We start from the raw sequence: 12,306 nt of genomic DNA, 5'->3' as shown, positions 1-12,306 counted from the left end.
ATTGGAAAAACACTATATAAATAACGGTACTGCCTACCTATCATCAATTAAGATTTTTGATAACTCATATTCGCTGTTCTTTATCTCAACACGATACTTAGCCAGAGTCAATCTATTAACATCGATTAAAATGTATCAAAGCATAGTCTATAGTCAAAGAACCACTCAATGGCTACAGCGTTATCCTCTCTAGATATACTATCTGGCATACTCTGCATCTAACTGCTTTGTAACTATTTTCGACTTCTTTGAATATACATCAATAGCGATAAAAATGTAGAGAATGCCATAGATAAAAAAATGAGAGAATAATAAAAGAGGATGATAAGATATAAAGAAATTACTTAGAATTTATTAAAACAATCAGCTGATAGCATCCACAAAAACTGTAGTAAAAAGAAGAGCACACGTACGGTATACAAGCTAAACGTTTTTGATATAGGTGTCTGTACTTTTTGAATTAATTATGAAGGATACTATATGTAGGGATGTGGGACATATACCAAACTCACTATGTAAATGAGTTATTCGTAATAGTTATGACAATTAAGGGCTTTGGTGGAGTTGCAAATACTAGTATTTGTTAAACATTGAAAAATATTTCTATTCGCCTTGATGTGGCTCTATCTGAGTCAATAATGGGTAGCCTTCACGATGTGCCAAACTATTTACTTTTTTGGCTTTAGTCTCAGCAATATCTTTTGGATAAATACCTGCAATACCTTTGCTGCTATTGTGGATTGTCAACATAATCTCAACGGCAGAATCCATGCTATGACGAAATTCCGACTGCAAAATATAAACAACGAATTCCATCGGCGTATAATTATCATTATACATCACGACTGCATACATAGGCGGTTTAGCCACTTCAGGCTCTGCTACTAGTACATCCGCTTGTGGCGAGGTATCATCGTCTGTATTACCATCTTGCGCACGAACATCTGGCATATGGGGAAAGTGCCAGTCAGCAACAAGTGGCATGGTCTGTAATATCATTTGTTTTATCATAATTAGAATGCAAATTAATAGGTATGTTTATAATAGAAATAAAAAAGAGCAAAAAAGATTAGCAGACATGATAATAAGCATACAGCTACGGCTCGATGGGACTATCATCGACTTCTGGTAAATCTAAAAGTGATAGCGGCATATTATTAACTCGACCACCATTCTTCCAATCATAAAGCTGCTCTACCTCTTGTCCATCAGCTTCTAAACTGAGTTTAACTTGTAATGGTTTAAAGTTTGATGGCATGATAAAACGGCCACGAATACGCACGATACCTTCTATCATCTCAACTGGGTGATCCAGCGGCACTTCTACAAAGTTATCATCATTAAGCAATATCAGCGTTGGCGTCAAAAGTTTTGATCTACCATCATTTGCCAACATGCCAATGTCGAACTTGTATTCAAAAGCATTTTCAGGCAATGGATTAATATTGGCGCCTAATACCTGTAATGGCACGCCACCCTTACCACTCAAGGTCTCAGCATACACATCGTTGAGCTGTGAGAGTTTTTTGTTTTCAACTGTCAATTCTTGCTTACTCTCACTCAACTTTTTTACATTAGCCAAGCTTATCGCGAGCTCTTGCTTGGCAGTCGCTGCTTGATTGAGTGCAATTTTATTGCTTAAACGCAAATCTTCAAGTTCTTGAGTCGCCTCTTTACTTTTGGTTAATGCCTGTTGTGTTTCCTTGCTCATAGTATGATAGCCTCGCTGATATCCTAAATTATGACCAAGTATCAGTCCAGCCATAGCCGTTACTAATACAACAACCACAAATAGCGCCAATATCAGCGTAGATGCACCTTGTTGAGTGCTATCCATACTTTTAATCAAACTGTTTTTATTTTTAAGAAAAAGACGTTCACACTCATCATTATGACAAATAGAATCTTTGCACAATAGATGTGCTAACTGTGAGTAAAAACGTAATACGGACTTGGTACGCATTTAAACAGTATCTCTTAATAATAAAGGCTTTTTATTATAACGGAATTTATAGGCAATACCTAGCAACATGAATGTGCCCTATTTGACGAGGACAAACCACATTAAGGAACAATAGGCGCAAAACTTAATCCCATTGACTCATCAAAGCCAAACATCACGTTCATGTTCTGTACCGCCTGACCTGCTGCTCCTTTGACCAAGTTATCTTGCACCACGATAACCGTCAACTCAGCACGTTCATTGTCTTGATGCACAGCAATACGTAAGCGGTTACTAGCACGCACGCTACGTGTGTCTGGATAAATACCTTTTGGCATTACATCAATGAATGCCTCTGATGCGTATGCCGCCTCAAACGCTTGCTGCCAATCAATAGCTTCACCAGCATCAGTAAGCTCTAGATGGATAGAACTCAGCATGCCACGTATCATTGGCACCAAATGCGGTAAAAAACGAATACGATGGGTAAATTGACTGTCTAATAACTGTGCAACACCCTGCTCAATCTCAGGCAGATGACGATGTCCCTCAACACTATAAGCTTTAAAATTATCAGTCGACTCAGCATAGTTAAGCGCAAGTTTCGCTTGACGACCTGCGCCTGAAACACCTGACTTTGCATCAATCACAATACGAGACTCAACCAGTCTTTCTGCTTGCTTGTTTTGCGCTTCAATTATTGGTTTCAAACCTAAGATGGCCGTGGTTGGATAACAACCAGGGTTACCGACTACCAAGGCATCGGCAAGTTTATCGCGATTGACTTCAGGTAAGCCATAAACAGCCGTCTTTAACAACTCAGGACAAGCATGAGACTGTTTATACCAGTGCTCAAAGTCGCTCAATGATTGCAACCGAAAATCAGCCGCCAAATCAACGACTTTTACACCTGCTTGCGTCAATGCTTCCGCTTGCTTCATAGCAACACCATGCGGCGTCGCAAAAAACACCACATCGCACTGCTGTAGCGTCGCAAGGGTCTTGTCACCTAAATCACTAAATACAATGTCAGATATACCACGTAAGCTTGGGAATATCTCGTCAGCTCGTGTACCCGCTTCACTACGTGATGTTAGCAAATCGATAGATACTTCTGGATGGGCAGATAATAAACGAATAAGTTCAATACCTGTATAGCCCGTACCACCAACAATCGCAGCTGAAATCATAAGATATCCTTTTTTCTTTTACTTAATAAATAGCAGATAAGTTTAGAGTCTGCTTTAAACATTCAACACTCAAAACATTCAACACTCAAAATTAATAAACAATTAACTTTAAAGCTTATAGTCATGTACCGCATCGATAAACACTTTTGCATTATCAGGGTTGACCCACTGAGTAATACCATGACCTAAGTTTGCTATATAACCTGTTTTTTCGCCGCTAGCATAAGCACTATCTAGCATGGCATTAACTTCAGAACGAATCGTCTCAGGTGAGCCATAAAGCGTCGCTGGATCTAAGTTGCCTTGAACGGCCTTGCTACGTTGTGGTTGGTTGTACTGTTTGGTTAGCTCACGCTGACTCTCCGTCAAAACTTGTCTTGCACGATCAATCGGCATCGTCCAATCCAAACCCAAAACATCCGCTTCGCTATCCGCTTGAACATCCAACCACAATCCACCACCTTTAGTGAATAGTACTACGGGGACTTGTGGATGGCGTACTTTCAGCTCAGCAATAATACGTTTATTGTAAGCGTGAGAAAACTCGATAAATTGACGATGGCCAAGCGCCCCACCCCAACTATCAAATATCTGTAATATTTGGGCACCAGCAACCACCTGCGCGTCTAAATAATCGATAACAGATGTTGCCAATTTATCTAATAATTGATGCAAAAACTGAGGATTGCTGTACAAGAAACCTTTGGTATAGCGGTAATCTTTTGAGCCGCCACCTTCTACCATGTAAGTAGCCAATGTCCACGGGCTGCCAGAAAAACCAAATAGAGGTACTTGCCCATTCAAAGCTTTACGGATGCTCGTTACTGCACGCATGACATAATCAAGAGAGTCATTGGGCTCTAACACTGGCAATCTATCAATATCGGCTTGTTGACGGATAGGATGCTTGAATTTTGGACCTTCGCCCGCCTCAAAATATAGTCCCAATCCCATTGCATCAGGGATAGTCAAAATATCACTGAATAAGATAGCAGCGTCTAAATCATAACGACGTAATGGCTGTAAAGTCACTTCAGTAGCACGGTCAGTATCTCGGCATAGGCTCATGAAATCACCTGCGTCAGCGCGGGTCGCCTTATACTCTGGTAAATAACGACCAGCTTGACGCATCATCCAAACAGGAGTGGTGTCAATCGTCTCAAATCGCAATGCTCGGAGCAATCTGTCATTTTTTAAGGGCGCAAAGTCTTGCTGAACTGAGTTACTGGTATCTGAAGCACTCATGTGCAAATCTCCAAAATATCACAGCTTTCATCATGATCAATGTACACTGTGATAGATAAAATAAGTTAAATAAAAAGATATGAAGTATTTACAATATATAGATATCGATATATAAGGATAACTGTTATCCACCTATAGCCTGTATTTACCTTTGTATACGTTGCATGCCAACATTTGCCATACAACCCATAAGCTATACTGTGAGTGCTAAATTATCACGGTGGACCATAACCACACGCTCTTCATTACTACCAAAAATCTTATCAAATTGCTCTGTACGCTCACGTGCTGCTCGATGTGCATCATCCGATGAAAAGTTTACTTGTCCAACAGCGATACGCTCGCCAGTATCTTGATGGATAATCTCAACGACATCACCTTCATCAAAACCGCCACGCACTTCTACCACACCAACCGGCAATAGACTTTTATTAAGTTCAGTCAATGCCTTTGCTGCACCCGCATCGACCACTAAGCTACCTGACATACGCAAGTGCGCTGCGAGCCATTGCTTGCGAGCGATGATTTTATCTTCATCGTTGGTTGTCAATAGTGTACCAACCGCCTCACCTGACACCACACGGGTGATGACATCATCAATAGCACCGCTCACAATAACGGTCGGGCAGCCGCCCATTGCAGCCAAACGACCAGCACGGATTTTGGTCAACATGCCACCACGTCCAAGCTTACCGCCATCGCCTGCTATATCAAACAAGTAATCAGCCATGGCACGCTCTTGGCGAATCATTTTAGCATTAGGGTTATCACGCGGATTATCAGTAAAAACACCTTTTTGATCGGTTAAGATAATGTACAAATCAGCATTAACCATTGCTGCCGCCATTGCCCCTAATGTATCGTTATCGCCAAATTTAATTTCATCAATAGTAATGGTGTCATTTTCATTGATGACTGGTAGTACATTCCACTCTAGTAGCTGTGTCAGCGCACCCGTAGTATTGAGATAACGACTGCGGTTAGACAAATCATCATGAGTCAATAATAGCTGCGAGCTCTGGATACCATGCTGAATCAATGCTGACCACCAGGTTTCAATCAAGCCCATTTGACCGATAGAAGCACAGGCCTGTAGTGCTGCTAATTTTTTAGGGCGTTCCTCAAGGTCCATACGTACCACACCTTCAGCAACTGCACCTGACGACACCAATAGTACTTCAATACCTTGCTTATGCAGCTTAGCAATCTGCTTTGCCCACTCATATATGGCAGTTCGATCGAGACCTCGACCGTTATTGGTTAATAACGATGAGCCAATCTTGACAATAACGCGCTGAATGTCAAAGTTGCGAGTTTGTTTAACAAATCGTGCTTCTTCAACCGTGTTTTCTATGTCATCTGCCATATAAACTCCTGTTTACTTTGTGAATTGATTAGGGATTGATTTAAAAAATTCAGTATATTCGCTCAAACTCGTTAGTCTGAGCGTTTTAAATTTTCTTGTTATTTAACTTACATATATTAGCTCAAAGAAGCTCGCTTAAGGAACATAAACTACTTCGACACCATCATCATCATCGAAATCATCATCGCCGCTTAAGTCTACCCCTTCACGTTCTGCTTTACGAGCTGCACGATACGCTTCACGCTGTGCTTCAGTGTTGACACGTACTTCTGCTTCTAAACGCTCAAAACGCTCTTTTTGGGCTTCAGCGAAGATAGGATCTTCTATTTCACGCTCGCGCTCAAGTTCGATATCATTCATCAAGTGATATTTTACGGCATCAACGCCTTCACCAGTCAATGTAGCGGTACGGAAGACAATACCTGTCCAGCCAAGCTCTGCTACGATATGCGTGCAAAGTGCGTTCAAGTCTTCTTCGTTGACCTGATCTATTTTATTCAAGACTAGAATTTGCGGTAAATTGGCCAACTCAGGTGAAAAGCTTTCAAGCTCGTTTAAGATAACACGGGCATTATCTACTGGATCACTACCATCAATTGGATTTACATCAACCAAGTGCAACAGGCGACGTGTACGAGCCACATGTTTTAAAAAACGAATACCAAGTCCTGCACCCTCTGATGCGCCTTCGATCAAACCTGGAATATCTGCCATCACAAATGAGCGATGACGACCGATATCGACCACGCCCAAGTTTGGTACTAGCGTGGTAAATGGATAATCCGCAACCTTTGGTCTCGCTGCAGAAACCTGGCGAATAAAAGTAGATTTACCAGCGTTAGGCAAACCAATCAAACCGACGTCAGCCACTACCTTTAGCTCAAACTTAAGAACTTTTAACTCACCTTCAAAACCAGAGGTTGCCTTGCGTGGTGCTTGGTTAGTAGAGCTTTTAAAATGAGTATTACCCAAACCACCATCACCGCCCTTAGCGATCAATAAAGTCTGACCGATTTCAAGCAAATCACCCAATACTTCATCAGTCTCAGTGTCAACCACAGTTGTACCAATAGGCACTGGTAGATAAAGATCATCAGAGCCCTTACCTGAACAGTTTCTACTATGACCATTCTCTGCTCGCATAGCATCGTGACGACGGGTATAACGATAGTCAACTAGGGTATTGGTGTTATCCTCTGCAATGACATAGACGTCTCCGCCCTTGCCACCATCACCACCATCAGGGCCACCACGTGGGACATATTTTTCTCGGCGAAAACTGGCGATTCCGTTACCACCGTCACCTGCTTTTACCGTTACGACGGCTTCATCAATAAATCGCATTTTACGTTCCTTAATTTACAATCCAGTCAATATACTGGTTACAACCAACGGCTGTATTTTAGGTGTTTACTATATTGTCATGACTCAATGATTGCAGCAAGTATTTTGCTGTCGGCATTATAACAATAAAACCCGATAACCAATCAGACTATCGGGTGTTTGGGATACATCATTTAAAATTATGCCCGAATCTCTAGCTATAATACCAATTAGAGAGTTAGGTTTAATGATAATGGCTGTATCTTATGATTTTTAATGCTACGTAGGGTTACTGTCTTATGCAGGAATCTGAGCGTAACTAATTCCGGCCATTTGTGTCGCCAAACGTAATACCTGAGTACTATAACCTACTTCGTTGTCATACCAAACATATACGATAGCTTGATTATCAGTCAAAATAGTTGCTTGAGCATCGATGATACCGACATGAGTCGTGCCAACAAAATCCGTTGATACTGCTTCTGTAGAGTCTGTATAAGCAATCTGCGACTGCCAAGTACTGCTGTTGGCAATTTTGCGCAAGAATTCGTTTAAGGCATCAGTGCTTTCTGGTGCAGTCTTAAGGTTCAAATTCAAAATCGCTAAGCTGACGTTTGGCGTTGGTACACGGATGGCGTTACCTGTCAGTTTACCACTTAATTCTGGTAGTGCTTTGCCCACTGCTTTTGCGGCACCAGTACTGGTAATAACCATATTCATCACAGCACTACGACCACGGCGATCTGACTTGTGATAATTATCAACCAAGTTTTGATCATTGGTAAATGAATGGATGGTTTCTACATGACCGTTTTTGATACCGTATTCATCATTCAATACATTCAATGTGGGTGTGATAGCGTTAGTCGTACAGCTGGCAGCACTGACAATTGTATCATCGCCAATCGTGTTGTTATTCACACCATACACAACGTTTTTAATATCACCACCAGCTGGTGCTGTTAGCAATACTTTTTTCACACCTGTTGATTGTAAATGCTTACCAAGGCCTGCTTCGTCTTTCCAAATACCAGTGTTATCAATAACTAGCGCATCGTCGATACCATAAGCGGTATAATCGATGCTACTTGGATCGTTAGCATAGATTACTTGGACAAAACGGCCATTAATAATCATGCCGTTATTCTCATCATCAATGCTGATGCCACCCAAAAATCTTCCGTGGATTGAATCACGCTCAAGCAATGAAATACGCTTAGCTAAATCGCCAGCTGCTGCTGGACGTACGACGATAGCTTTTAGTTGCAAACCTTTTGCGCTTGATGCTTGTGACAGTAATAAGCGCGTTAAGATACGACCAATACGACCGAAACCATACAATACAACATCTGTTGCACCATTGACGGCACCAGCACTATTGATAGATTGTAATGCAGCTTGTACGTCAGTGTCGTTAGCAATCAGTTGACCAACATCGATGCGAGTAGCTTGGATATCCTTGCTCTCTGCAATAACCTTTACCATTGCTAGCGTATCAGCGATATCGATAGATTTGGCATTATTATCGCGTAGTGCTACTTTTTGATGTAGCGCTAATATCTGACCAACTGAGGTAGAGTCTAGCGTTTCGCCGAACAAGGTCACTTGTACGTCTTGCTCATTATAGAGCTTATTCAATAACCCCATAAGCTCAATTGCTTGTTGTTCTTGATTATTATAGTTGCTTAAGTGGTCTTGATGTAATTGGCGTAAGGTATCAGCGTTGCTCACGAGAAACATCCTTATGGTCAGTAATGTATGATCAGTAAAGTACAAAGAAATATAAATTATATTTTATCTAAGCAATCACTCTAATGTGGCCAGCAAACACTATTGGTTTATGTTATCGGCTACCGAGTAATTAGAACGCCTAGATTTTAGCCTAAAATGCTCAATTTTGCCAGTGATAACCGATTCACTATCGTTTATAAAGCATTTTATTAAATGATGCTGGTTATCATAAAAATAAAGGCAACGTATTATGCTGCCTTTATTATTTGCTATCGCAAAAATTGTTCGATCATGACAATCCAAGAAATCAGATTAACCTAAGGAATCTAACTAACTCAGGTAACCAAATCAATCTAAGGAACCAGATTAACCATTTGGTTGGTTTGCGGCGTTAGCGTAAACTCTTTTAAGTCATAGCCTTGTTGCTGAGCAATCTGGCGATACTTAGAATAGGTTTCTTGACTGATATTTGGCGAGCGGGCCAATAACCATAAATAGTCTTTATCAGGTGTACCGACCAATGCTGTTTTATAATCAGCATCACGTGCTAATACCCAGTAATCAGCTCGACCAACTGGCAACCAACGAATCCACGATGGCAAGAACGTCACTTTTAGCTTGCTGCCCGTATCACCATCTGGCTTGGCAAGACCCTCAGCAACAATTTCAGCGCCGTCTTCATCTACGCACTTATTGGTAACTGTGATACCTGAGCCATCCGCTTTCTCAGCATAGTTGGCCGTGACATCGCCAGCACAATTGCGCTGAAAATACATTGGCAAACGCCCAATCTCATACCAAGTACCAGCATATTGCTTGAGGTCAACGCTATCTACTGTGGTTGGTGTGTTGGCAGACTTATGAATGATTGCACTTGGCTCAATGGCTAACGTTTCTGTCGTCGTTTTACTAGCCGTTGTATCGGCCGTCATTTCTGGCATGGTAGGCGTGGCTGCATACGCTGAAAACGCCGCTAATGGTATGATAATCGCTAACGCGATACCTGTATGCTTAATAAGTCCATTCATAAAGATACGCTCCGGTATGTCTTTATATGATGAGTGAGTTGTACCCAATGAGAAATCGTTTTTTTGTCCAAAATCTTTATGTCCAAAATCATTTCTTGAATTACTCGTTTGATGCTCTAAAGACGCCGACTTCAGTGCCGCTTCTTTGGTTATACTTTTTGGCTGCTTGACACTATCAATCGTATAAACGTCCGTATTATCATCATTAATACTATTAAGATTTTTGACATCGCTACGCGTTGAAGCATTGCGCTCGATATCGTCACGATCTGTCCTATCGAGGTTTTTTACCTTTAATAGGCTGTTGTCGGCACTCTTATATCCAAAATATTTAGCTTGTGAAGATGTATCTCTCACCAAACGCTTCAGATAATTATCATTCAAAATGTCATGTTTGTAACTGTCATCGTTACTCGCATAATCCGTCTGCCGTGCATTATCATTATTCAAATAATAGCCGCCCGACTGACTAACCTGCTGGAGTTGAGAACCGGATTCCTGTACGTCAGACCGTACTGGCTGAGGTAACTTATTGGTTTTCATAGCTATACCATATTTGTAGTGGCTGTTTATAAGGATGTTCAGAGAAGTTGTGATAAGCCATACACTTATCAAAAATCACTTATACCATCCACGCAAATCAAAATAGCAAGGAACACATCTGCAAGTATTAGAACTAAGCAAGTCTAATGTAGCCAATTATAATTTGGGGGTGCGGTATTAAGAACTCTGTAATCAGGTCAACTATATTAATAGCGACGCCACGACTAAAACAGTGTCACAATGTAGGAAAACGCAACGGTTTGTAAGTAATTATGAATTTATGCTGTAGAACAAACACATAGTTACTTACATGGTTATCTATATATTTGCTGATTAAGGCATGTTAAAAAACTGACGAATACCCGCAACACTGATACCACCATGAATCAGTGCTTGATCAATCATCTCAGGAGATAAACCGCCCAAACCAATCACTGGCATATCCGCTAGCTGTGCCAATTCTGACCATGATTCCCAGCCCAGTGGCGTAGTATCTGGATGTGTTTGAGTAGTTAATACTGGCGATATAAAAATCGCAATAACAGGTGGTAGCTGTTGCTGTATTCGATGATCGGCAAGCTCATTAGCCGCATAAATACTAGCGCTATCATGGCAGCTGACTACTAATGGTAGATTGCTCAATACACTATGTTCAGATAGCGCTCTAATATTATCAGACCATTGCATCAATGCCGTGTGGGTTAAATGATAAGCAACATTTTGACTAGTGTTGTTTTGATTAGTGACGCTTTTAGACGAAGGCGGCTGTTCAGTGTGCAACGCATGGCTATTATCGTAGGGAACAATGGCTTGAATGTCTGGTCGCTTATCCATCAATTGCGCGGCTATGTTTTCTAAGCCATTTGCTTTTACTCGAATATAAACCCAAGACTTTGGTATTAAATGTTCTTGATGATATTGTAACCATGCTGCCACTGGATCTACACACTCGCTAAATTGCGCCAATGGATAAGTGATCGCTATGTTCTCTGGCACTTTTAACCACTCTAGAATGGTTTTATTGGCAGCGGGTAAGTAGTATTCGCCTGCCAATAAACTAGATTTATTGACCCACGTTAGCGCCTGCCCTTCTAACCCATAGTCACAATGCTGATACTGCTCATACTGCTGTACAGTTAGCTCAATCTTGTAAACCTGTAGACTCACCTGTTTATCACCATAATCATGATGCAAACGGCCAAGCTTAACAATAGTATTATCATGAATAGCAATACCTGTTTCTTCGGCAACTTCTCGAATCAATGCCTGCTCAGCACTTTCATGAGCTTCTATTTTACCGCCTACAAACTCATAGCGATTGCCTTGATGCTGCTCAGCATTTCTGAACCCAAGTAAATATTGTTCTTTGTGATGAATCACGGCAACAGCCACGTTTACGGTGCTTATTTTTTTGTTTGGGAATAGGCTAACTGCTTGATTATTTACTTTTGTTGCCATAAAACTATCCTTTATTACTGTTTTTATTTGAATACTAATTAACTACATTAAAATACTTAACGAGTGGAATTAAATTCAAATATATGATTTTAAACAGTTTATTTTTTAATTTATCAATTTATCGACGTTTTATAACCGCTTCTTTAGATAAGTTTACATAATAACTGCATTTTATTTTATCAATTAGCTTGCAAATTATTTCAATCTAAATGATAATTATTATCGTTAAGAGCAAATGATTATTTATTGCTCTCATTACTCAGCCAATTTTTATCAAAAGGAATTCATTATGAGCATGGTTATCTCTCGTTATCTGAACTGCCGTGAAAACCGTCTACCTACTCTTCAATCACAGCATCTGTTTGCTCTAACCAAAGAGGTACGTATTGAGCATGAAGGTGAAGAATATCGTCTACGCCTAACTCGTAATAATCGATTGATCCTCACCAAGTAGACCTATGGTCAAGGGACACAATCCTA

General features: G+C 40.7%; 10 protein-coding genes. 1 reads left to right on the top strand and 9 read right to left on the bottom strand.

The window, feature by feature from the left end; genetic code table 11:
• Window positions 1–603: 603 nt before the first annotated feature.
• From ACT3RN_RS05005 to ACT3RN_RS04965, 9 genes are all read right to left on the bottom strand, one after another.
• Window positions 604–999: an ATP-dependent Clp protease adaptor ClpS gene (locus ACT3RN_RS05005; RefSeq protein WP_192518412.1), complete on the bottom strand. Its 396-nt coding sequence runs from the start codon at window positions 997–999 to the stop codon at window positions 604–606.
• Between the two features lie 97 nt (window positions 1,000–1,096).
• Window positions 1,097–1,963 carry a hypothetical protein gene (locus ACT3RN_RS05000; RefSeq protein WP_192992035.1) on the bottom strand — a complete coding sequence of 289 codons (867 nt, stop codon included), beginning with the start codon at window positions 1,961–1,963 and terminating at the stop codon, window positions 1,097–1,099.
• Between the two features lie 101 nt (window positions 1,964–2,064).
• Window positions 2,065–3,132, bottom strand: coding sequence for an N-acetyl-gamma-glutamyl-phosphate reductase (gene argC / locus ACT3RN_RS04995; RefSeq protein WP_192992034.1), 1,068 nt, complete (start codon window positions 3,130–3,132; stop codon window positions 2,065–2,067).
• A gap of 108 nt (window positions 3,133–3,240) precedes the next feature.
• Window positions 3,241–4,377, bottom strand: coding sequence for a uroporphyrinogen decarboxylase (gene hemE, locus ACT3RN_RS04990; RefSeq protein ID WP_192992033.1), 1,137 nt, complete (start codon window positions 4,375–4,377; stop codon window positions 3,241–3,243).
• A 193-nt stretch (window positions 4,378–4,570) separates the two neighbouring features.
• Window positions 4,571–5,743, bottom strand: a complete 1,173-nt coding sequence (gene proB, locus ACT3RN_RS04985) for a glutamate 5-kinase (RefSeq protein WP_192992032.1) — start codon at window positions 5,741–5,743, stop codon at window positions 4,571–4,573.
• A 135-nt stretch (window positions 5,744–5,878) separates the two neighbouring features.
• Window positions 5,879–7,087 carry an Obg family GTPase CgtA gene (gene cgtA / locus ACT3RN_RS04980; RefSeq protein WP_192992031.1) on the bottom strand — a complete coding sequence of 403 codons (1,209 nt, stop codon included), beginning with the start codon at window positions 7,085–7,087 and terminating at the stop codon, window positions 5,879–5,881.
• Window positions 7,088–7,363: 276 nt separating this feature from the next.
• Entirely contained in the window at window positions 7,364–8,806 is a 1,443-nt protein-coding gene (locus ACT3RN_RS04975) for a glyceraldehyde-3-phosphate dehydrogenase (RefSeq protein ID WP_192992030.1), read from the bottom strand.
• A gap of 344 nt (window positions 8,807–9,150) precedes the next feature.
• The gene (locus ACT3RN_RS04970; protein WP_192992029.1) at window positions 9,151–10,368 is read right to left on the bottom strand and encodes a lipocalin family protein; all 1,218 of its coding nucleotides are present in this window, start codon (window positions 10,366–10,368) and stop codon (window positions 9,151–9,153) included.
• A gap of 333 nt (window positions 10,369–10,701) precedes the next feature.
• Window positions 10,702–11,826 carry an NUDIX domain-containing protein gene (locus ACT3RN_RS04965; RefSeq protein WP_192992028.1) on the bottom strand — a complete coding sequence of 375 codons (1,125 nt, stop codon included), beginning with the start codon at window positions 11,824–11,826 and terminating at the stop codon, window positions 10,702–10,704.
• A gap of 295 nt (window positions 11,827–12,121) precedes the next feature.
• Here ACT3RN_RS04965 and hemP point away from each other — a divergent pair, with 295 nt between their 5' ends.
• Window positions 12,122–12,280, top strand: a complete 159-nt coding sequence (gene hemP / locus ACT3RN_RS04960; RefSeq protein WP_227672156.1) for a hemin uptake protein HemP — start codon at window positions 12,122–12,124, stop codon at window positions 12,278–12,280.
• The last annotated feature ends 26 nt before the right edge of the window (window positions 12,281–12,306 follow it).

Source organism: Psychrobacter sp. AOP5-GZ1-6, from assembly GCF_052376345.1.
Taxonomy (GTDB): domain Bacteria; phylum Pseudomonadota; class Gammaproteobacteria; order Pseudomonadales; family Moraxellaceae; genus Psychrobacter.
The sequence above is the reverse complement of the archived record's forward strand: the minus strand, read 5'-3'. Positions and strand labels throughout refer to the sequence as shown.

Coding starts and splice junctions, on each gene's coding strand:
- ACT3RN_RS04965 (WP_192992028.1), bottom strand. CDS start 11,826: ATGGCAACAAAAGTAAATAATCAAGCAGTTAGCCTATTCCCAAACAAA.
- ACT3RN_RS04975 (WP_192992030.1), bottom strand. CDS start 8,806: ATGTTTCTCGTGAGCAACGCTGATACCTTACGCCAATTACATCAAGAC.
- hemP (WP_227672156.1), top strand. CDS start 12,122: ATGGTTATCTCTCGTTATCTGAACTGCCGTGAAAACCGTCTACCTACT.
- proB (WP_192992032.1), bottom strand. CDS start 5,743: ATGGCAGATGACATAGAAAACACGGTTGAAGAAGCACGATTTGTTAAA.
- ACT3RN_RS05000 (WP_192992035.1), bottom strand. CDS start 1,963: ATGCGTACCAAGTCCGTATTACGTTTTTACTCACAGTTAGCACATCTA.
- hemE (WP_192992033.1), bottom strand. CDS start 4,377: ATGAGTGCTTCAGATACCAGTAACTCAGTTCAGCAAGACTTTGCGCCC.
- ACT3RN_RS04970 (WP_192992029.1), bottom strand. CDS start 10,368: ATGAAAACCAATAAGTTACCTCAGCCAGTACGGTCTGACGTACAGGAA.
- ACT3RN_RS05005 (WP_192518412.1), bottom strand. CDS start 999: ATGATATTACAGACCATGCCACTTGTTGCTGACTGGCACTTTCCCCAT.
- argC (WP_192992034.1), bottom strand. CDS start 3,132: ATGATTTCAGCTGCGATTGTTGGTGGTACGGGCTATACAGGTATTGAA.
- cgtA (WP_192992031.1), bottom strand. CDS start 7,087: ATGCGATTTATTGATGAAGCCGTCGTAACGGTAAAAGCAGGTGACGGT.